17 protein-coding genes are annotated in these 20,478 nt (G+C 63.0%); 9 read left to right on the forward strand and 8 right to left on the reverse strand.

Features of this window, described 5'->3' with window-relative positions:
* The first annotated feature begins 339 nt into the window (after nt 1–339).
* Nucleotides 340–2,148, forward strand: coding sequence for a cation:proton antiporter domain-containing protein (locus tag NKJ46_RS25995; protein WP_352668653.1), 1,809 nt, complete (start codon nt 340–342; stop codon nt 2,146–2,148).
* Between the two features lie 238 nt (nt 2,149–2,386).
* Here the strand turns inward: NKJ46_RS25995 and NKJ46_RS26000 are convergent, their stop codons facing one another.
* From NKJ46_RS26000 to NKJ46_RS26025, 6 genes are all read right to left on the reverse strand, one after another.
* The gene (locus NKJ46_RS26000) at nt 2,387–2,878 is read right to left on the reverse strand and encodes a hypothetical protein (RefSeq protein WP_352668740.1); all 492 of its coding nucleotides are present in this window, start codon (nt 2,876–2,878) and stop codon (nt 2,387–2,389) included.
* Nucleotides 2,875–3,627, reverse strand: a complete 753-nt coding sequence (locus NKJ46_RS26005) for an SDR family NAD(P)-dependent oxidoreductase (RefSeq protein ID WP_023718933.1) — start codon at nt 3,625–3,627, stop codon at nt 2,875–2,877. The genes NKJ46_RS26000 and NKJ46_RS26005 overlap by 4 nt, the downstream gene beginning before the upstream one ends.
* 62 nt (nt 3,628–3,689) lie before the next feature.
* Nucleotides 3,690–5,942, reverse strand: coding sequence for a transglycosylase domain-containing protein (locus NKJ46_RS26010; RefSeq protein WP_352668655.1), 2,253 nt, complete (start codon nt 5,940–5,942; stop codon nt 3,690–3,692).
* A 291-nt stretch (nt 5,943–6,233) separates the two neighbouring features.
* Nucleotides 6,234–6,485: a hypothetical protein gene (locus NKJ46_RS26015; protein ID WP_352668657.1), complete on the reverse strand. Its 252-nt coding sequence runs from the start codon at nt 6,483–6,485 to the stop codon at nt 6,234–6,236.
* A gap of 203 nt (nt 6,486–6,688) precedes the next feature.
* Complete coding sequence (locus tag NKJ46_RS26020) at nt 6,689–7,309, reverse strand: ribonuclease D (protein ID WP_023675237.1); 621 nt, start codon at nt 7,307–7,309, stop codon at nt 6,689–6,691.
* Between the two features lie 103 nt (nt 7,310–7,412).
* Nucleotides 7,413–8,798: a M20/M25/M40 family metallo-hydrolase gene (locus NKJ46_RS26025; protein WP_352668658.1), complete on the reverse strand. Its 1,386-nt coding sequence runs from the start codon at nt 8,796–8,798 to the stop codon at nt 7,413–7,415.
* Between the two features lie 446 nt (nt 8,799–9,244).
* Between NKJ46_RS26025 and polA the strand changes: the two genes are divergently transcribed.
* The 4 genes from polA (at nt 9,245) to NKJ46_RS26045 (ending at nt 13,541) form a co-directional block, all read left to right on the forward strand.
* The gene (polA, locus tag NKJ46_RS26030) at nt 9,245–12,193 is read left to right on the forward strand and encodes a DNA polymerase I (RefSeq protein ID WP_352668660.1); all 2,949 of its coding nucleotides are present in this window, start codon (nt 9,245–9,247) and stop codon (nt 12,191–12,193) included.
* A gap of 273 nt (nt 12,194–12,466) precedes the next feature.
* On the forward strand, nt 12,467–12,697 hold the full coding sequence (locus tag NKJ46_RS26035) for a hypothetical protein (protein ID WP_352668742.1): 231 nt from the start codon (nt 12,467–12,469) through the stop codon (nt 12,695–12,697).
* The gene (locus NKJ46_RS26040; protein ID WP_352668663.1) at nt 12,654–12,971 is read left to right on the forward strand and encodes a type II toxin-antitoxin system RelE/ParE family toxin; all 318 of its coding nucleotides are present in this window, start codon (nt 12,654–12,656) and stop codon (nt 12,969–12,971) included. Before NKJ46_RS26035 ends, NKJ46_RS26040 begins: the two co-directional genes overlap by 44 nt.
* A 117-nt stretch (nt 12,972–13,088) precedes the next feature.
* Entirely contained in the window at nt 13,089–13,541 is a 453-nt protein-coding gene (locus tag NKJ46_RS26045) for a hypothetical protein (RefSeq protein WP_352668666.1), read from the forward strand.
* Between the two features lie 141 nt (nt 13,542–13,682).
* Here NKJ46_RS26045 and NKJ46_RS26050 read toward each other — a convergent pair whose 3' ends face one another.
* The gene (locus NKJ46_RS26050) at nt 13,683–14,087 is read right to left on the reverse strand and encodes a Fur family transcriptional regulator (RefSeq protein ID WP_023675234.1); all 405 of its coding nucleotides are present in this window, start codon (nt 14,085–14,087) and stop codon (nt 13,683–13,685) included.
* 212 nt (nt 14,088–14,299) lie between these two features.
* Here NKJ46_RS26050 and NKJ46_RS26055 point away from each other — a divergent pair, with 212 nt between their 5' ends.
* From NKJ46_RS26055 to NKJ46_RS26065, 3 genes are all read left to right on the forward strand, one after another.
* Nucleotides 14,300–16,501 (forward strand): caspase family protein, encoded by a 2,202-nt coding sequence (locus NKJ46_RS26055; protein WP_352668668.1) that lies wholly within the window; start codon nt 14,300–14,302, stop codon nt 16,499–16,501.
* 111 nt (nt 16,502–16,612) lie between these two features.
* Complete coding sequence (locus tag NKJ46_RS26060; RefSeq protein ID WP_352668738.1) at nt 16,613–16,984, forward strand: hypothetical protein; 372 nt, start codon at nt 16,613–16,615, stop codon at nt 16,982–16,984.
* Nucleotides 16,981–17,685 carry a DUF4760 domain-containing protein gene (locus NKJ46_RS26065; RefSeq protein ID WP_352668669.1) on the forward strand — a complete coding sequence of 235 codons (705 nt, stop codon included), beginning with the start codon at nt 16,981–16,983 and terminating at the stop codon, nt 17,683–17,685. Before NKJ46_RS26060 ends, NKJ46_RS26065 begins: the two co-directional genes overlap by 4 nt.
* A 187-nt stretch (nt 17,686–17,872) precedes the next feature.
* Here NKJ46_RS26065 and NKJ46_RS26070 read toward each other — a convergent pair whose 3' ends face one another.
* Nucleotides 17,873–18,955 (reverse strand): trypsin-like serine peptidase, encoded by a 1,083-nt coding sequence (locus tag NKJ46_RS26070; RefSeq protein WP_352668672.1) that lies wholly within the window; start codon nt 18,953–18,955, stop codon nt 17,873–17,875.
* Nucleotides 18,956–19,345: 390 nt separating this feature from the next.
* Between NKJ46_RS26070 and NKJ46_RS26075 the strand changes: the two genes are divergently transcribed.
* Nucleotides 19,346–20,440 (forward strand): S1 family serine peptidase, encoded by a 1,095-nt coding sequence (locus NKJ46_RS26075; RefSeq protein ID WP_352668675.1) that lies wholly within the window; start codon nt 19,346–19,348, stop codon nt 20,438–20,440.
* The last annotated feature ends 38 nt before the right edge of the window (nt 20,441–20,478 follow it).

A 20,478-nucleotide genomic window follows, 5' to 3' on the forward strand; every position in this document is an offset into this window, starting at 1 on the left:
GTCATTCAACCCTCCTTCGGCTTTTCCGGCCGAAATAGAATCGAGCTTCGCCGCAAAGCGCAACCCAGATGTGTGAATGCGATAGCGTTCTGCACGGGGAGAAGGTCCCGGCAAGGGGTTGAGGGGCGGCGCCGACTTTGCCAATTGGTTGCGCCCTACGGAGCAAGCCGCGCCGTAGTGGCAAATCCCGCCGGCTCTCCGCCTTTTTGCTGCCTTGTCATCGATTTCATGGGGATTGCGGGGTTGTCTCGCGACTATCCCAGCCTCCATACTGCCAAGGCGGCGGCTTTCGGGCGGCGCATATCCGACATCGCAATTCCTGAAGGCGCTCCATAGACAATGCCGCATGACACGCCCCTTATCGCCACCATCGTCGCCGGTCTGGGGCTGGCTTTCGTCTTCGGCGCACTTGCCAACCGTTTTCGCGTGCCGCCGCTGGTAGGCTATCTCGTCGCCGGCGTTCTGGTTGGACCGAACACGCCGGGTTTCGTTGCCGACGCCGGCTTGGCCAATGAACTTGCCGAGATCGGCGTCATCCTGCTGATGTTCGGCGTCGGCCTGCATTTCTCGCTGAAGGACCTATTGTCGGTCCGCGCCATCGCCGTGCCCGGCGCCATTGTGCAGATCGGCTTCGCGACAGCCCTTGGCGCCGGCCTTGCCTGGATGCTCGGCTGGTCGATGGGCGCCGGGCTGGTCTTCGGCCTGGCGCTTTCCGTGGCCTCGACCGTGGTGCTGTTGCGCGCCTTGCAGGAGCGGCGGCTGATCGAGACCGAGCGCGGCCGCATCGCCGTCGGCTGGCTGATCGTCGAGGATCTGGCGATGGTGCTGGCGCTGGTGCTTTTACCGGCATTGGCCGGCGTGCTCGGCGGCCAAGAACAGGTGGAGGTGCACTCCAGCGGTCTGCTGTCGCTGCCGGCGAGCTACGGCGTCTGGGGCGTCGTCGGCATCACACTGGCCAAGGTCGCGGCCTTTGTCCTGGTCATGCTGGTGGTCGGCCGCCGGCTTATCCCCTGGATCCTGCACTACGTCGCCCATACCGGATCGCGCGAACTGTTCCGGCTGGCGGTGCTTGCGATAGCGCTCGGCGTCGCCTTCGGCGCCGCCAAGCTGTTCGGTGTGTCGCTGGCGCTCGGCGCTTTCTTCGCCGGCATGATCATGAGCGAATCCGAGCTCAGCCATCGGGCGGCCGAGGAATCCCTGCCGCTGCGCGACGCGTTTTCCGTGCTGTTCTTCGTTTCGGTCGGCATGCTGTTCGACCCGTTCAGCCTGATCAGCAATGGCTGGCCGATCCTGGCGACGCTGGCCATCATCGTTATCGGCAAGTCGCTGGCAGCCTTCGTCATCGTCGTCGTTTTCCGCTATCCGGTCGCAACCGCGTTGATGATTTCGGCAAGCCTTGCCCAGATCGGCGAATTCTCGTTCATCCTGGCCGAACTCGGTGTCGGGCTGAAGCTGCTGCCCGAACAAGGCCGCGACCTCATCCTCGCCGGCGCCATCCTGTCGATCGTCCTCAATCCGCTGATGTTTCTTGCCGTCGACCGGATGAAACCCTGGCTGGAAGCACGCGCCGGCAGGACGGCGCCGCCCGGCGAAGCAAGGCCGATCGGCCCGGCGACAGAGCCCGGCCAGGTGGCATCGGTAGCGGCGCCTGCGAAGGAGGATGGCCCGCCGCCCAGGACGAGGCTGACCGGCCACACCATCCTGATCGGCTACGGCCGCGTCGGCAGCCTCGTCGGCGTCTCGCTGAAGCAGGCCGCCCTGCCCTTCCTCGTCATCGAGGATGCCGACAAGACATTGGCGAAGCTAAAGGCCGACGGCATTGAAACCGTACCCGGCAACGCGGCGAATGGCGACGTGTTCGCCGCATCAAACCCCGACGGCGCGAAGCGGCTGATCCTGGCCATCCCCAACGCCTTCGAGGCCGGGCAGGTCGTGCTGCGCGCCCGCGCCGCCAATCCGGCAATCGAAATCATCGCCCGCGCCCATTCCGATGCCGAGGTCGAGCACCTCAAGGGCCTTGGTGCCGACACTGTCATCATGGGCGAACGCGAGATCGCCCGCGGGATCGTCGAAGTGGTGACGGCGAGCAGGACCGAGCCGGCTTTGGCTGCCGACACCGCTACGACGGCTACTCTTTCACAATCGTGATTCCTGCATCGATCAGAAATTTTCTGATTTTTTGAATGTCTTCGGGCGGAACATCCCACCGCCATGACACAGGCGACAGTTGCCGCAAGACACCATAGGCGGAGTCCAGAATCCAATTCTGCAACCGCTTGCGGTCGATCCGACGGTCCAAATGCCCCTGGGACAGCAAGTTGAACGGGAATACATCCCGGAGATTTACGTCGAGGTGCCGTTCATCACTTCGCGCATGAAAGCGACCTCAGGCTCGCTTCACTATGTTGTATCGCTCGACGGATCGCCTCTGTCGTTGTGGCGCTCCCATGCAGAACCTGGCCCATAGTGCATCCTTTGATTCGGACGACAATGATGAACCATCAAAGCCTGGGATCAAACATCTAGCCGCTCGATCGATATGAATCTCGAAGAGCCTGAAACGATCGACAGAGCAGCCAATGTCTATGGAAAAATCCAATAGCACATTCGGATTTCTCTTCCACAAGTACCCGACCGACTGCCAATCTTTCTTGGTTATAACGTCGCGTTTCGCAAAGTTTCGGTAGAGATAATCCTTGCCCGTCTTTTCGTCAGTGACCGTGGCGATGTCAGGCGCAGAGCCGAGGACCTCGACTATACGATCCAGTATGTCGCGCGCGCCGGAAATATCTAAACTGGCGGCCCATTCGTAGATAATGAGCGATCCAACCACGTTGGTTTCGGTGAAACGCTCATATCGATCGGTCTGCTCGCTCAAACGTGCTGGCCGCCATTGATGTGGATTTCCGAGCCGGTCACGTAAGACGCCTGCTGCGAGCACAGGAAGAAGATTATGTCGGCAACTTCCGCCGTGGTACCCAGCCGTCTCAGCGGGATGGTCTCGACGATTTTTTCCGTGCCCGGCGACAGGATCGCGGTGTCGATCTCGCCCGGTGCAATGGCGTTGACGCGAATGCCGTGCGGACCGAAATCATGCGCCATCTCGCGTGTCAGCGAGCCGAGTGCCGCCTTCGACGTCGCATAAGCGGTACCGGCGAAGGGGTGCACGCGGGTGCCGGCGATCGAGGTGACGTTGACGATCGAACCCTTGGCCGATGCCAGTTCCTTGAACAGGCCCCGCGCCAGCATGATCGGCGCGAAGAAATTCACCTGGAAGACGTCGCGCCAGACATGCATCGGCGTGTCGATCGAGTTCATGCGGCTGTTGCCGTCCTTGAGCTTGGGCGAGATGCCGGCATTGTTGACCAGCGCATGCAGCTGCCCGCCATGCGCCTCGAGCCGGTGGCGGATCTCGGAGATGGCGATGCCGACATCCTCCTGGTCGGCGAGGTCGACCTTGATGTGGTCTTCCGGGCCGGCCGGCCACGGGCAGTCCTCGGCAAAGGCCTGGCGCGAGCAGGTGATGACGCGCCAGCCTTCGCGTGAAAAGCGCTTGACCGTGGCATGGCCGATGCCACGGCTGGCGCCGGTCAGCACAATGGTCTTTCTGGTGTCGGGTTCAGCCATGTCGCTTGTCTCCAAGCGGACATGTAGCGGAACATCGTCGCGGTTGCGAGGGGGATCGCCGCTCAGCCGCCGGTCAGGATGTCAAGGATCGAGGTCTGCCGCTTCTTGGCCGGGCCGCCAACTTCGCCGGGCGGCACCGGATGCTTGATCGATCCGGTGGCGCTATCGACGCCCGGCATGGCAAGGCCGCCGGCATCGACCGTCTCGGCAGGACGCGCGGGACGCGAAGGCGACTGGGTGGCTGCTGCAGGCGGCGCCGATTGGCCAACGGAAGCGACCGGCGCCGGCGGTGCCGTGTCGGACGGTATCTCGTCCGGGACGACGGTGTCGGGCGGCGTCGATTTCCAGGTTCCGGGCAGCGGCCGCACCGGCACGCCCTCATGGGCGGCGACCATGAACTCGTGCCAGGCCTGCGCCGGCAATGCGCCGCCGGTGACCTTCTTCATCGCGCTGCCGTCATCATTGCCGAACCAGACGCCGGTGGTGAGGTTGGCGGTATAGCCGATGAACCAGGCGTCGCGCGAGTTCTGGCTGGTGCCGGTCTTGCCAGCCGCCGGCCACGCGAACGCCGCCTTCCTGGCCGTGCCTATCTCGACCGTGCCGGTCATCATCGAGTTCATCATGCCGACGACATCGGGCTTGACGACGCGCGGCGCACCGCCGCCATTGTTTTCGTAGAGCACCTTGCCGTCGCTCGTCGTGACGCGGCGGATGAAATGGATGTCCGGCTTGTAGCCGCCATTGGCGAAGGGAACATAGGCCGAGGTCAGTTCCAGCGGCGTCACTTCCGAGGTGCCGAGCGCGATCGATGTGTTGGCCGTCAGCTCGGACTGGATGCCCATGCGGTGCGCCGCCTCGACCACCGCATTCGGTCCGACTTCCATGGTCAGCTGCGCGGCCACCGAGTTCAGCGATTTTGCCAGCGCCGTCGCCAGCGTCACCTTGCCGAAATATTTGCCGCCGTAATTGTCGGGCGTCCAGTTGCCGATCTTGATCGGCGCGTCGTTGCGCACGCTGTCGGGCGTACGGCCGGATTCCAGCGCCGCCATATAGACGAACGGCTTGAATGCCGAACCGGGCTGGCGGCGTGCTTCCGAGGCGCGGTCGAACTGGCTGGTCGAATAATCATAGCCGCCGACCATGGCGCGCACCGCGCCGGAATTGTCGATCGACACCAGCGCGCCCTGGCTGACATTGAGCTTCTTGCCGCTCTGGTCGATCAGCCGGCGGATCGATTGCTCGGCGAGCTTCTGCAGCGTCAGATCGACGGTCGTGTCGACGACGATGTCGCGGCGCACGTCGCCGATCAGGTCGGGCAGTTCTTCCATGATCGTGTCGGCGACATAGTTTTCCGAGCCGGTCCAGTAGGACGGCGAACGCGTCGCCGGCGCGCTCATCGCCGTGGTCATCTCCTTGGCGCTGATCTTGCCTTCGTCGCGCATTGCGGCGAGCACCAGCTGCGAACGCTGTTCGGCCGCCTTCGGGTCGCGCGCCGGCGACAGCCGCGACGGCGCCTTGAGCAGGCCGGCGAGAAGTGCCGCCTCCGACAGCGTGACATCGCGCGCGCTCTTGCCGAAATAGCGGCGCGAGGCCGCTTCGACGCCGTAGGCGCCGGAACCGAAATAGACCCGGTTGAGGTACATTTCGAGGATCTGGTCCTTCGTATGCTTGTGCTCCAGCCACAGCGCCAGCAGCACCTCCTGCACCTTGCGTTCCAGGGTGCGGTCCGGCGTCAGGAACAGGTTCTTGGCCAATTGCTGGGTCAGCGTCGAGCCGCCTTGCGAGAAATGCCCGCCGACAACGTTGGTGACGATGGCCCGGGAAAGGCCGATCGGGTCGATGCCGAAATGCGAATAGAAGCGGCGGTCCTCGATCGCGATGACGGCCTCGGGAATATAGGGCGACATTTCGTGCAGGCCGACGGCTTCGCCGCCGCTCATGCCGCGATTGCCAAGCAGCTGGCCGTCGACCGAGACGATCTTGATGTTGGGGGCGCGGTCGGGAATGGCCCAGGTGGTGGCCGCAGGCATTTTCGCGCCGTAATAGACCACGATGCCGGCAGTGGCGATACCGCCCCAGATGGCCAGCACGAAGCACCAGTAGAACAGCCGGGCAAGGACGCCGAACGCGCCGCGCCGGCCTTTGCCGCGCCCGCCGCGTGACGGCTTGGCCTTGGACGATTTGCGATTTGCAGCGGCTTTTCGGTTGCTCGGCACGACGCGGTCCTCCTCGCTCACCGAAAAACCGGCCGAGGATCTCGCCCCCGGCGATGCCTCGAAGCTGGGCTCGATGCGACTGTCTTTCCGGTTCGCCATGCGCTGTGCTGTCTTCCCCATGCCTATGGCGTTCGGGTTGAAGACTAGATGCGGCGGTTTAAAGGCGGGTTAAGTCGGGAAAAATCGAAGTAAACTGTATTCAATCGTTTGCCGAACCGGCGCGGTCCGCGACAGTGCCAAAGCCGGAAATGAAAAACCCGCCTCGGCGGACGGGTCGTTGGAGCCAATGAGCACCATAGCGAGATTAGTAGCATAGCTGCCGGCACAAAGCAAGAACAAAATATGCCTTGCCTCAGAATAATCACTTCAGTTCGGCGGTTGCGACAACCCTCAGTCGTCGGCATCCGCATCGTCGGAGGCCGGCCGCCAGCTGATCGGCTCGATCTTCCTTTGCGTATGGCCGTCCGTATAGGCCCACCAGCCGGCGTCGCTTTCGTCCCAGTCGCCGCCGGCCGCCTTCAGCCGGTCGAGCGAACGGTATTGCGCGATGCTCTCGTTCATCACGCCGTCGCTGTCCTGCCAGTAGACGGTGACCTTGGAGCCGTCCTTCGGTGCCGTTTCGATCGGTTTTCGCGCAGCCATTTCAATTCCTCCGGTGAAAGCGAACGGAGCGCCGGGACAAGCGCCCTCGGTTGCTGGCCGATGGCCTTTATGAGAATTCGCTCCGGCGAGACATATGGCGTGTTTTCGAGAACCGGAGCGCAGCGGACATTTGGGTCCGTGAGCACCGGAAGCAGAGAAAACTGCGCCAGATGGCCGCCGGAGTAGAATTATCATGAAGGCCATTAGCTGTGGGCGAAGATATCCTCCTCATCCCAGCCCATCAGGTCGAGTTTCGCACGCGTCGGCAGGAAGCGGAAGCAGGCATCGGCCTCCCTGGTCCGGTTGTCGCGCGCCAGCCGCGCGCTCAGCACGTCGCGCAGCCGGTGCAGATAGAGCACGTCGGAGGCGGCATATTCGAGCTGCTCGGGCGACAGCGTCTCGGCCGCCCAGTCCGAGGATTGCTGCGCCTTCGACAGGCCGACCCCGAGAAGCTCGAAGCAGATGTCCTTCAGCCCGTGCCGGTCGGTGTAGGTGCGCGTCAGCCGCGACGCGATCTTGGTGCAGAACACCGGCTCCGGCATGACGCCAAAGGCGTTGTAGAGCACGGCAAGGTCGAAGCGGCCGTAATGGAAGAGCTTGGTGATGCTGCGGTTCTTGAGCAGGCTGACGAGGTTCGGCGCCTTCTTCTGGCCGGGCGCGATCTGGATGACGTCGGCCGAGCCGTCGCCCGGCGAGATCTGCACGACGCACAGCCGGTCGCGATGCGGGTTCAGCCCCAGCGTCTCGGTGTCGATGGCGACCGCCCCGACATCGTAATGCAGCAGGCCGGGCAGATCGTTTTTGTGGAAACGTATGTCGCTCATCGTCTTCTCCGGTCGCGGCCCCGTGCAGCGATGCGCGACGGACCTTGCCCGTCCTTGCCGCGATCCGGCGAAAAATCAACAAAAACTTGAGTCTGGCGCAATTTCAGCGTGTCAGCGCCTCGAGAATGCGCGCCCAGGAGCGCTGGCCCTTGTGGAAGGAGCTCATCTCGTACTTCTCGTTCGGCGAGTGGATGCGGTCGTCGTCGAGGCCGAAACCGACCAGCAGCGATTCCATGCCGAGATAGGTCTGGAAATCGCCGACCACCGGGATCGAGCCGCCGCTGCCGGTCACCACCGCCGGCTTCGGCCATTCGTCGGACAGCGCCTGCTTGGCCTTGGCCAGGAAGGGCGAGTCGTAGGAAAGCTGGATTGCCGGCGAGCCGCCATGCGGATGGAATTCGACCGAGCAGTCGGCCGGAACGCGCTCCCTGACGAATGCCTGGAAGGCGGCGCGGATTTTTTCCGGATCCTGTTTGTGAACGAGGCGGAAGGACACTTTCGCCGAGGCTTGTGCTGCGATCACCGTCTTGAAGCCCTTGCCGGTATAGCCGCCGATGATTCCGTTGAACTCGGCCGTCGGCCGCGCCCAGGTCAGTTCGAGCACCGAGCGGCCCTTTTCGCCGGACGGAATCGACAGGCCTATCGGTCCGAGGAAGGTCTCGGCGGTCTCGCCCAGCGACAGCCACGACTGCAATATCTGCGACGGTGTTTCCTCGACGCCGTCATAGAAACCCGGAATGGTGACGTGGCCGTCCTCATCGTGGATGTCGGCCAGGATATTTGCCAGGATGCGGATTGGATTGGCGGCCGCACCGCCATAGAGCCCGGAATGCAGGTCGCGGTCGGCGGCCGTCACCGTGATCTCCTCGCCGACCAGCCCGCGCAGCGAGACGCAGATCGACGGCGTATCGCGATCCCACATGCCGGTGTCGCAGACCAGGGCGAAATCGGCCCTCAGCTCATCCGCATTCGCCTCGAGAAACGGTTTCAGCGACGGCGATCCGGACTCCTCCTCGCCCTCGAACAGGATCGTGATGCGGCACGGCAATCCGCCATGCACCTGCTTCCACGCGCGGCAGGCCTCGACGAAGGTCATCAGCTGGCCCTTGTCGTCGGCCGCGCCGCGGCCGGTGATCACCTTGTGGCCGGGCTCGATCTCCTTGACCGCCGGCGCGAACGGGTCGCTTTCCCACAGCTCGATCGGATCGACCGGCTGGACGTCGTAATGACCGTAAAACAACAGATGCGGCGCGCCCGCCGGCCCGTCGTGATGCGCGACCACCATCGGATGCCCCGGCGTGTCGCGCACGCTGGCGTCGAAGCCGATCAGCTTGAGCTCGGCGACCAGCCATTCGGCGGCCTTGCGGCAGTCGGCGGCGTAGTCCGGATCGGTGGAGATCGACTTGATGCCGAGCAGGCTGAACAGGCGTTCCAGGCTCTGGTCGAAGTTCTTGTCGAGGCGGTCGAGAACAGGGGAAACTGCGGACATCTGGCGGGCCTTTCGATTCTGGCGGCGAATCTAGAGCCCATGCGCCGAAACGGAAAGCCCGCGACCGTTGGGCCACAGGCAGGATGCCGTCGAAAGGCAAAAAAAGGCCGCCGTGGTGGAGGGGAACCACGGCGGCCTTTACTCGAAACGATGCGGCAGCCCGGAGAGGGGGGATAGGCTGCCGCAAGTGTCCGGGATAGGCGGGGGACGGGCCTTGCTCCGGACTTCGGCGAAAACTGCCGATGGCGTTTATCTGTGTCTGCGAACGTGGCGATTCAAGGGCACAAAAATTACACTTTTGTAACATAGGCGTGAGCGAACAAAGCTCCGAGCAAGCCGCCAGGGCCGGCCAAGCTCACAGCCATTTGTCAGGGTGTTGCCGGAACCCTTGGCGCAAGCCGCCTTTGGCATGGACCGCGGCGCTGCGCCGCGCTATCCCTCGTGCCATGAAAAAAGGCGATCATCTCTTCCTTGTCGACGGCTCCGGCTACATCTTCCGTGCCTATCACGCGCTCCCGCCACTGTCCCGCAAGTCCGACGGGCTGCCGACCAGTGCCGTGCTCGGCTTCTGCAACATGGTCTGGAAGCTGACGCAGGACGCCCGCAACACCGACGTCGGCATCGTGCCGACGCATTTCGCCGTGATTTTCGACTATTCGTCGAAGACCTTCCGCAACGACCTCTACCCCGAATACAAGGCCAACCGCTCGGCGCCGCCGGAAGACTTGATCCCGCAATTCGGCCTGATCCGCCAGGCGACCAGGGCCTTCAACCTGCCATGCCTTGAGACGGAAGGCTACGAGGCCGACGATTTGATCGCCACCTATTGCCGGCTTGCCTGCGAAGCCGGCGCCGACACCACCATCATCTCTTCCGACAAGGACTTGATGCAACTGGTCGGCCCAACGGTTGCCATGTACGACCCGATGAAGGACCGCCAGATCGGCGTTCCCGAGGTGATCGAGAAATGGGGCGTGCCGCCTCAGAAGATGATCGACCTGCAGGCGCTGACCGGCGATTCGGTCGACAATGTGCCGGGCGTGCCCGGCATCGGGCCGAAGACGGCCGCGCAATTGCTCGAACAGTTCGGCGACCTCGATACGCTGCTCGCCCGCGCCGGCGAGATCAAGCAGGACAAGCGGCGCGAATCGATCATCGCCAATGCCGACAAGGCGCGCATTTCGCGTGACCTGGTGACGCTGAAGAACGACGTGCCGGTGACCGAGGGGCTCGACGAGTTCGTGTTGCATGCGCCGGACGGCCCCAGGCTGATCGGCTTTCTCAAGACCATGGAATTCTCGACGCTGACCCGCCGCGTGGCCGAAGCGACGGGAACCGATGCGGGCGACGTTCCAGCCACTCCCGTCACGATAGAGCGTGCCGATACCGCGCATGGCCCCGATATGGGTTTTGGCGTGCCCGCGGCCGCCGAGAGCGCACCGCCGTCGGACGAAGCGGCACTCGAAGCCCCGGCCGCAGCCAAGCAAGGCGACACCCCATCCCTGCTTTCGGCGCTTCGCCTGGAGGCTGCCACCGCCCGCAAGATCGACACCAGCGCTTACGCCTGCATCCGCGACGCCGCGACGCTGAAGGTCTGGATCGCCGAGGCGATGGAGAGAGGCATCGTCGCCTTCGACGTTAAAGCCTCCTCGCCCGATCCGATGCGGGCCGAACTGATCGGCCTTGCCATGGCCGTCGCGCCCGGCCACGCCGCCTACGTGCCGCTTGCCCATAAAAACGGCAATGGCGACCTGCTCGGCGGCGGCGCGGTCGAAAACCAGATCCCGATCCGCGACGCGCTGGCGTTGCTCAAGCCGCTGCTCGAGGACAGATCCGTCCTCAAGATCGTGCACGACATGAAATACCGCCTTGTCGTCATGAGCCGTCACGGCATCGAGATCGGCCCCTATGACGACACCATGCTGATCTCCTACGTGCTCGAGGCCGGCACCCATGGTGGCCATGGCCTGGAGGCGCTGGCCGACAAGTGGCTCGGCCACGCGACCATTCCGCTGAAGGAACTGGCCGGTTCGGGAAGAAGCTTCGTCGGCCTCGATCAGGCCGACCTCGGCAAGGCGACGGCTTACGGCGCCGAGCACGCCGATGTCGCGCTCAGGCTCTGGCAGGTGCTGAAGCCGCGGCTTGCCGCCAAGGGCCTGGTCTCGGTCTATGAGCGGCTGGAACGGCCGCTGGTGCCGGTTTTGGCGCGGATGGAACAGCGCGGCATCTCCGTCGACCGGCAGATCCTGTCGCGGCTCTCCGGCGAACTGGCACAGGGTGCCGCACGGCTCGAGGACGAGATCTACCAGCTGGTCGGCGAGCGCATCAACATCGGCTCGCCAAAACAGCTCGGCGACATCCTGTTCGGCAGGATGGGCCTGCCCGGCGGTTCTAAAACCAAGACCGGCCAATGGTCGACCTCGGCGCAGCTTCTCGAAGACCTCGCCGCCGAAGGCCACGAATTGCCGCGCAAGATCGTCGACTGGCGCCAGCTGACCAAATTGAAATCGACGTATACCGACGCACTGCCCGGCTTCATCCATCCCGACACCAAGCGTGTCCACACCTCCTACGCGCTTGCCGCGACGACGACCGGGCGGCTGTCGTCCTCGGATCCCAATCTGCAGAACATTCCGGTACGCACCGCCGAGGGCCGAAAGATCAGGACGGCCTTCATCGCCGACAAGGGCAACAAGCTGGTATCCGCCGACTACAGCCAGATCGAATTGCGCGTGCTCGCCCACGTCGCCGAAATCCCGCAGCTCAAGCAAGCCTTCGCCGATGGCGCCGACATCCACGCGATTACCGCGTCTGAAATGTTCAACGTGCCGGTCGAGGGCATGCCTTCGGAAGTGCGCCGCCGCGCCAAGGCGATCAATTTCGGCATCATCTACGGCATTTCGGCCTTTGGCCTCGCCAACCAGCTGTCGATCGCGCGCGAGGAAGCCGGCGACTACATCAAGAAATATTTCGAGCGCTTCCCAGGCATCCGCGACTATATCGACGCGACCAAGGCCTATGCCCGCGAGCATGGCTTCGTCGAGACCATTTTCGGCCGCCGCATCCACTACCCGGAGATCAGATCGTCAAATCCCTCGGTCCGCGCCTTCAACGAGCGCGCCTCGATCAACGCACGCCTGCAGGGCACCGCCGCCGACATCATCCGCCGCGCCATGATCCGCATGGACGAGGCGCTGGAAAAGGCCAAGCTTTCCGCCCGCATGTTGCTGCAGGTGCATGACGAGCTGGTTTTCGAGACGATCGAAGCCGAGGTCGAGGCGACGATCCCGGTCGTCTGTCACGTCATGGAGAACGCCGCCATGCCGGCGGTATCGATGTCGGTGCCGCTGCACGTCGACGCCCGCGCCGCCAACAACTGGGAAGAGGCGCATTAGGGCCGTGTTGTGTTCAAGCGACGCCGGCCTGCGAACGGCGGCTTCTGCATTTCCATAACAGCACCAACTGACAGTCCTCGGCAACGCCCCTCATCGCCCTGCCGGGCACCTCTCCCCGTCAACGACGGGGAGAAGGGAAGCTGGCACCAACGCTGGCGCCCCCCTCTCCCCGTCCTTCACGGGGAGAGGGTAAGGGTGAGGGGCATCGCAGACGCCTGGAATCGGCGCAAAGTGAAAAATCCAAACGCATCCCCAGTATGATACAAAGCCCGCATGATCACCAAGACACTCGAGAGTCTCGTAAAGCGTGCGGAGGCTTGGCCTCGCGAAGACCAGGAGGAGCTTGCCGACTATGCCCGCGTCATCGAGGCGCGGCAGACCGGCGTGTATGCGACGTCGGAATCAGAGCGCAGCGCGGTCACAGCGGGGCTAGCAGAGGCCGGTCACGGCACTTTCGTAGATGAGGATACCGTTCGCGCGGCCGACACCCGCCGCAGGCTCTGAAGGTCCGATTTACGCGGCAAGCTTTTGCCGAACGCGAGGCGATTTTCAACTACCTCGAAGGGCGGCGCCTCAGGGCGCCCTTTCAGTCATTTCTTGGATCCACGCTGGGATTTCGCGACTTGCCGAATTTCCCGAAAGCGGTCACGCGACTGACATCCCTGGCGTTCGCGTCCTCTTCACAGGCCGCTACCCTTATAAGATCTTCTATCGTGCCCGTGCCGACGCAATTGAGATCTTGCACATCCGGCATACCTCAAGAAGGCCGGTTGGCTAGGCCATAAACTCATAAATGCGGAATGACCGGGATAGGTGGAAAGCAGACTTGGGATTTATGGAAAGCACTCATGGCGTATGTCATGCTAGAACCGCAGTCATCCAGAATGGTTCATGCATGAATTGGGAACAGATAGCATCGGATTTCGCTTGGGACGGCTTCTGGCGAGACATCTATGTTCTGAACACGTCTGAGGCAGATTGGCAGGGCGTCTGGAACATCCTCCTCGAATGGACCCCGCCTGCTAGTTTCAGTGTCTCCGGCAAGATCGAGTCGATGCCATTGGGCGTCGAAGCGGCCCTGGAAAGCGAAACAGGCAGCTTACTGTCTTTTTACGTCGGGCCAATTCAGCTTGCATGTCACTTCTTTACCGTTATGGAAATTGAGTTCGACTTCGATCCAAGGCAAGTCAGCGGAAAAACCGAGGTTGAGCACCTTGACCGCTTTATGCGATTGCTCGGTGACGCTACTGGGAAGCAGATAATTCTCACGCAGGAAAATGATCAAGAGGCTATCATCGCACGCTACTCTCCCGATCTTGAGAGGGTAGTTTGGACTGCACTTTCATAGCCGAATGTCTGCAACGGGTCGTTTGTCGACTGGCGGCTTCCGCCTCATGGAGGCTATCGCCAAAGCATAGGAACCATCGTGAGCCCACCCGCGAGGCGTGAATACTGCCTCGCCACCTTCGAAGTGTTGCCTTCGGGCTTGCTAAGCCGCCTCGGCCAAACACTTTGCACATGTCCCACGAAACTCGATCACCGCCTTCTTGGCGGCGAAGCCGGTCGAGCGTACCCATTCGTCGAGCCGGTGGCCGACATCGTGGTCGGAGAACTCGGTTACCTGGCCGCAGGTGTCGCAGATGGCAAACGCCGTCATCGAATGGCTGTGGTCGTGCGGCTCGGCACAGGCGACGAAGGAATTGAGGCTTTCGAGCCTGTGCACGAAGCCGGATTTCACCAGCGTGTCGAGCGCCCGGTAGACCTGCAGCGGCGCGCGAAAGCCACGCTCGCGCAATTGGTCGAGCAACGTATAGGCGCTGAGCGGGCCGCTGGCGGCCTCGAGTTTCTCGAGAACGCAAAGCTGGTTCTTCGTCAGTACATCCCTTGCCGCCATGATCCTGTTCCAAGCCGCTTCGTGCCGATCACTGCCATTTTCGCATGCGATCGGACCACTTCCACTGAGATAGCGACGAACTGCCATTTTTGCTACTGTTTCTGTTCGCAGCCGGTGGTCGGCTGGCCGGCGGCGCCATATTCAAAATACTGACAAAATCCTCGGCCAGGCTGGCCGTGCTTGGAAATTCGATCGGGCTTGGGGAAGCAATCATGATCAAAGTGACGCGGCGGACGCTGCTTGCCGGCACGTCCGCGCTGGCCGCTGCCGGCCTGGTGCCGTTTCGGGCATTCGCAGCGGCGCGCACCTACCATGCGCTGCTTGTTGCCTGCACCGATTACCCGAACCTGCCGAAGAAAAACTGGCTGATCGGACCGAGGAACGATGCCGGCCTGGTGCGCGATTATCTCCTGAAGAACACGCCCGCGCCGGTGAAGTTTTCGGCCGAAAACGTCACGCTGCTCGCCAAGGATGTCGAAGGCTCCAACGGACCGCCGACACATGCGGCGATCAAGGCGGCGTTGGCCGACCTTGCCGCCAAGGTCCAGCGCGACGATTTCGTCTATCTGCATTTGTCCGGTCATGGCGCGCAGCAGCCGGCGGCGAACAAGGGCGACGAGACCGACGGCCTCGACGAGATTTTCTTGCCGTCCGACATCGACAAATGGATCAACCGCGAACAGGGCGTGCCCAATGCGCTGGTCGACAACGAGATCGGCACCGCGCTCGACGCCATCCGCGACAAGGGCGCCTTTATCTGGGCCGTGTTCGACTGCTGCCATTCCGGCACGGCGACGCGCGCCGCCGAGGTCGACGATGAGCTTGAACGCAAGGTCGAGTTCGCCGATCTGGTCGGCGGCGACGACGCTGCCAGGGCGGCCGCGGTGAAAGCCTATGACGAGCTTGCGTCGGCCGCGCCGCGCGGCTTTGACGAGGACGGGCAGCGCAAGCCGGCCTTCAAGCTGACGCCGACCGGCGCCGAGCCGACGACTAAGGGCAAATTGGTCGCCTTCTACGCGGCGCAGACGGTGGAGACGACGCCCGAGATGCCGCTGCCCAAGGGCACGGCCGATGCGCCGCGTTTCGGGCTGTTCACCTTCACCATCCTGTCGAAACTGGCCGAGAACCCCAACATCACCTACCGCCAGCTCGGCCAGGCCGTGCTGCAGCAATATTCGGCGGACGGCCGCACCCGGCCGACGCCGCTGTTCGAAGGGGAACTCGACGCACGCGTCTTCGGCACCGACAAGACCGACGCGGTCATGCAATGGCCGATCGTCGTCGAGAACGACAAAGCCACGATCGGCGCCGGACTGCTGCATCGCCTCACCCCCGGCAGCAGGCTCGCAATATTGCCGTCGGCGCTGTCGCCGCTGTCCGAGGCGCTTGGCTATCTCCAGGTTCAGTCGGCGAAAAACCTGGAAAGCCGCGTCCAGCCGGTCGAGTTCGGCGGCAAGCCGGCGCTCAAGCTGGCCGACATCCCCGCCAATGCCTATGCCAGGCTGGCCGAGCTCGCCGTCGACTACAAGCTCGTGGTCGCGCGGCCGGCAGCGGCCAAAGGCCTCGAGAAAGAGGCCGCGCTGGCGAACTCGGTTCTCGACGAACTGGCGGCCAGGGAGAGCTCGGGGTTCCACATCGCGCTGATCGAGCCGGGCAAGAGCGCAGATCTGCGTCTCGCCGTGCTGCGCGAGAGCGCCATTGCCGGCGCCGCAGAAGATGCCACCGACGCGCCTGCGCTGTGGTTCCTTCCGGCTTCGGGCGACATGACGCTCAAGGAAGGCAACAAGCCGCCGATGATCGTCATTCATCCGGATGGCCGCGAAACGTTGATCGACGCCGCGGCAGGGACTCTGACGAAAATCTTCCGCGCCATCGGCCTGTCGAGGCTGGCCGCCGCTTCCGACTATCGGCCGGAAGAGGTCAGTGTCGAGTTCCGGATCAAGCGCCTGGACAATGACACGCTGCAGCCGATCGAACCGTCGACGGTGCCGCGTGTTTCGCCCGATGATCAGGTGCACGTGCTGGCCAGGAACAGCTCGACCAACCTTGTCGACATCAACGTGCTCTATGTCGGCTCCGACTATTCCATCCAGCATTTTCTTGCCGAGCGCCTGACCGAAGGCGCCGTGCTCGAGGAAGGCCTGTTCAAATTCACCGACACCAGCTTCGGCATGGAGCGGATGATCGCCGTCTTGACCGAGGCGCCGCCGCAGAGCGAGAAGCAGGATCTGAGCTTCCTGGCGCAAGACAGGGTTGTCTCGGTAACGCGCGGACTGGGACAGCCAAGCTTCGCCGACATGCTGGCCGACATCGGCATGGCGCCGGCGACGCGGTCGGCCATGCGGCTCACCGACGACAAGGGGTCGAAGGGCGCCGTGATGATCTTCCCGATGGAGACGGTGCCGCGCGCCTGAAGCGGGATCAAGTGCCCGACCGGGCCTCTTGCCTAATCGGCTGATAATGAACACTCTTCGACCGCCGCTGTCGGCGGCCGAACGGAACGGATGAGGGCGTTCGTGAACAGGATGGTATTTTCGTGGTGCGCAGCAGCCGCCGGCCTTGTCGCCGGGCTGTTGCTGGCCGCCAATGCTTCGGCGGACGAGGCTTGCGGCCTCTGCGCCAAGGAGGTCGTCATCAACTCCGAACTGGCGAGTTGCTTTCTCGACCAATACGACCAGATCGCCAAAACCGGCAACACCGCCGTCGTCGTCGATCTCAGCAGCTGCACCTCACGCGGCGTGGTCGAACCGTTGCCGTCGCCGGGCAAGGCGCAGGCGGAGCCTGACGTGCAGTTCATCGTTTCGCGCACGCAGCTGGATTGCCTGAAGAAGAAGCTGGAGACGCCGGGCATCGTGCTCGACCCGTCCGCCACCATAGAACTGGACAGCTGCGGATGACGAAAGCGGGGGGCAACGCAACGCAGCAGGCAGTGACGGCGCCGGTACCGCAAAAGAAGCCGGTGTCATTGCCGGAAACCATCGAAGGCCTGCCGTGGGTGAGCAATCACGAGGTCAAGAAGGAGGCGAACCCGTTCACCGATCGCGACTGGCGCATGCTCGTCTATGCCTGGTCCGGATTGCTGGTACGCCTGGCGATCATTTTCACCTTGATCTTTTCGGTCTACCAGTTCCTGGCGAACCAGGAGCAGAAGCGCGTCGAACAGACGATGTCGCTGGTCGAGCTCTGGGAAAGCAAGGATTACCAGCAGGCGCAACGGGCCCTCAAGCAACGCCTGGCGGCGCTCAACGCCAAATACGGCAATCTGCTCAGTGCCAATCCGACGCCGACCGAGGAACAGGTGTTCAGACAGCGCATCGGCATCGAAGCGATGAGCGCTACTGGCGGCGACATGCCGCTTGCCGAGTTCAGCGATAATTTCGACCGCATCGTCTATTTTCTCAACCGCCTTTCCTTCTGCGTCGAAGGCAGGCTGTGCTCGCGCGAGGTCGCCGACTCCTATTTCCGCGACTACGCCGCTTCGTTCTGGAGCTATTTTGCCGGCTATATCGACAAGGAGCGCAAGGCCGGCTCGCCGACCTTCGCCCTGCCGATCGAGAACTATGTCCGCCAGGCGCCAGCCTCGACCCAGTCCAGATAATCCCCGAAAATGCGAAAAGCCGGCGACGGAAAATGCTCCGCCGGCGGCTGGAGCATTTTGCAGCCAAGCGGAATCACTTGGCGTCGCAGAAATGCGGCTAGACAAACAATAGAGCGGAATGCACTGTTCAATTAGAACGCATTCCGCTCTAGCCCTCCGCGACGATCGCGGCCGAAATTCTGCACGCCTATTTGTACAGGCTGTTGATCCACTGGACGTTGATGGCGTTCAGGCGCACGGCGGTATTGGCATCCGGGCTCTCGGCCACGTTCACGCCGGTGATGACGCGCTGCTTGGAGCCGTTGTCATAGGCGTAGACCGAGCTGCCGCTCGATCCGGGATACGTGTCGCAGTCGTACTGGAAATACTCGGTGGCGATGTTTTCGGCGTGCACTTCGCAGGTCGCCTTCCACATCGTGCCCATCGGCTTGTCGCCGGGATAGCCGATGATGTTGGCGGTGAAATCGCCGAGATCCTCGTAATTGGCATAGCCCAGCCAGCCGAGATTGGTGCCGACATCCTGCTTCAGGGTGACAATGCCGAGGTCCCACGGCACGACCGAGCCGTAAAAGCCCTGGTAATTGTCGATGAAGCCCTGGATGACATAGGCGCTTTCATAGGTGAAGGCGCCGAATGGGGCGTCGTCGGCGGTCTTGCCATTGAGGGCCGGCACGAACAGGATGTCGTCGAGCCAGGCCTTGTCTTCGTGGCTGTAGAGGCAGTGCGCCGCGGTGAGCACGGTGCGCGGACCGATCAGTGTCGCCGAGCAGCTGCCATAGCTGCCGCTCTTCGATTTGCCTTCGAGATAGCCGATCGCGGTGAACGGGTAAGTTTTGGTATTCTTGATCTGCTCGCGGTCGTCCGTCCCGAACACCTGGCGGCCAGCCTCTTCGCCGCCGCTCAGCCCGGAATTATCGGACTTCTGCCCGTCGGCGGGCGCGTTCATTTCCTTGATGACAAGGTTCTTGAGCGTATCGTTCGGGTCGATCTTGATGTCCTTGCCATCGGCGGAGCGGCCGACGATGCCATAGGATTTCACGGCCGTTGCTTCGTCGGTGAGCGGCGCGGCGCGGTTGGCCTCGTCGTCGGTCAGTTTCGGCGGGGCGATCGGTTTCGCCCGGCCGGGCTTGTAATCGCCCGACGTTACGTCCCGCATGCTTTCGCCGTTGCCGGCATTGGCGGAACCTGGATCGGCAGCCAAGGCAGGAACCGCCCACATTGCGGTGGAAAGCAACGCGGACGCAATAATGCACTGTGTCAGTTTTGTCATGGTGAGACTCTCCCAAAAGTCAGCAAGGACTGGATCAAGATACAGAAATATTGTCGAGATCGTGGTGGCGCAGAAAAATGAAATTGGTTACCGGTGCCTTTACCGGGCCATTATTCAGTGCAGCCAGTTTAGGTCCCCGCCAAAAATGCCTGCAACGGTATACTGCCTAAAATAATCCAACATTGGCAACGACAAATTGCTTCCACATAGCCCGTGGGGGGCTATAGGATTTTGGGCGGGTTTGGCTCGACAGCACGACTAGCAGAAATGGCGCTCGGCTTTGTGACGGATCGTGCTTCGCCGTGGAGCATGATCTCACCGGCCGGTTCATTTCAGTGGATCATGCGTCGGCGACTGACCTGTCGGGAACATCGTCTCAGGGGGTTCGAGGTGAAGATCATCCATAGGTTCAGACCGATTGCCGCCGCCGCGCTGCTTGGCATCGCGGCGGCCGTGCCGGCCGTCAATTCCGTTCATGCTACGGACGCGGCCGCCCGGCCGGAGGCGGCGATCTCGCCGATGAAACGCGTGGCCGAGGCCAGGGCCAAGGCCAGGGCGGAGAATCCCGAAGGCGCCGATCGCGTCTACGGCGGCAAAGAGGCCGAGAAGGGCGCTTACCCGTTCCAGGTGGCATTGCTGACCACCGGCAAACTGGACAAAAGCCCGACCTCGCAGGCGAATGCGCAGTTCTGTGGCGGCAGCCTGATCGCGCCGCAATGGGTGCTGACGGCGGCGCACTGCCTCAATGACGACGGCGAGCCGATTTCGCCTGATGTGGTCACCGTGCTCACCGGCGCCACCGATCTGAGCGAGGGCAAGCGCTACAAGGCGGTGGAGATCATCGTCAACGAGGGCTATAGCGAGCAGACGCTGGACAACGATCTCGGCCTGATCCGGCTGGCCGAGCCGGCCGATGCCCCGACCATCAAAATTGCCCGTGAGCCGACCCCCGACGCCGGCAAGACGACGGTCACCGGCTGGGGCAAGATGCAGGACGGAACATTTCCCACCGCGCTGATGGTCGCCGACCTGGATCTCCAGCCGAACGCAACCTGCAACAGCGGCATCAAGGCGATTTATGCGCATGATTTGAAAGCAGCGCTCGGCGAGCTCGCCCGCCGCATGCGTTATTCGGAACGGGGCATCGAGGCGGCCGCCAACGCGATTGCAGCCGACATGGCCGATCCGCTGACCGGCAACATGATCTGCGCCGGCACGGCCAGCGGCGAGCGCGACGCCTGCAATGGCGACAGCGGCGGACCGCTGTTCATGACCGGCGCCGATGGTCCGGTGCAGGTCGGCGTCGTCAGCTGGGGCGAAGGTCCGGCCGACGGCGGCACCGCCTGCGGCCACAAGAACGCCTACGGCATCTACACGCGGCTGGCCAACTACACCGGCTGGATCGAGGAAAAGATGAATACCGCAGCGCCCGTACCCGCAGCGCCCAAAGCCCTCGGCACGGCGCAGAAGCCGGCCACGCCCTGACCGGTTCACCTGCTGAACCAATGAACAGCGGGAGCAAT

It is taken from the genome of Mesorhizobium sp. M0166, from assembly GCF_040322255.1.
Lineage (GTDB): Bacteria > Pseudomonadota > Alphaproteobacteria > Rhizobiales > Rhizobiaceae > Mesorhizobium.

Coding starts and splice junctions, on each gene's coding strand:
- NKJ46_RS25995 (WP_352668653.1), top strand. CDS start 340: ATGCCGCATGACACGCCCCTTATCGCCACCATCGTCGCCGGTCTGGGG.
- NKJ46_RS26005 (WP_023718933.1), bottom strand. CDS start 3,627: ATGGCTGAACCCGACACCAGAAAGACCATTGTGCTGACCGGCGCCAGC.
- NKJ46_RS26010 (WP_352668655.1), bottom strand. CDS start 5,942: ATGGCGAACCGGAAAGACAGTCGCATCGAGCCCAGCTTCGAGGCATCG.
- NKJ46_RS26015 (WP_352668657.1), bottom strand. CDS start 6,485: ATGGCTGCGCGAAAACCGATCGAAACGGCACCGAAGGACGGCTCCAAG.
- NKJ46_RS26020 (WP_023675237.1), bottom strand. CDS start 7,309: ATGAGCGACATACGTTTCCACAAAAACGATCTGCCCGGCCTGCTGCAT.
- NKJ46_RS26025 (WP_352668658.1), bottom strand. CDS start 8,798: ATGTCCGCAGTTTCCCCTGTTCTCGACCGCCTCGACAAGAACTTCGAC.
- polA (WP_352668660.1), top strand. CDS start 9,245: ATGAAAAAAGGCGATCATCTCTTCCTTGTCGACGGCTCCGGCTACATC.
- NKJ46_RS26035 (WP_352668742.1), top strand. CDS start 12,467: ATGATCACCAAGACACTCGAGAGTCTCGTAAAGCGTGCGGAGGCTTGG.
- NKJ46_RS26040 (WP_352668663.1), top strand. CDS start 12,654: ATGAGGATACCGTTCGCGCGGCCGACACCCGCCGCAGGCTCTGAAGGT.
- NKJ46_RS26045 (WP_352668666.1), top strand. CDS start 13,089: ATGAATTGGGAACAGATAGCATCGGATTTCGCTTGGGACGGCTTCTGG.
- NKJ46_RS26050 (WP_023675234.1), bottom strand. CDS start 14,087: ATGGCGGCAAGGGATGTACTGACGAAGAACCAGCTTTGCGTTCTCGAG.
- NKJ46_RS26055 (WP_352668668.1), top strand. CDS start 14,300: ATGATCAAAGTGACGCGGCGGACGCTGCTTGCCGGCACGTCCGCGCTG.
- NKJ46_RS26060 (WP_352668738.1), top strand. CDS start 16,613: ATGGTATTTTCGTGGTGCGCAGCAGCCGCCGGCCTTGTCGCCGGGCTG.
- NKJ46_RS26065 (WP_352668669.1), top strand. CDS start 16,981: ATGACGAAAGCGGGGGGCAACGCAACGCAGCAGGCAGTGACGGCGCCG.
- NKJ46_RS26070 (WP_352668672.1), bottom strand. CDS start 18,955: ATGACAAAACTGACACAGTGCATTATTGCGTCCGCGTTGCTTTCCACC.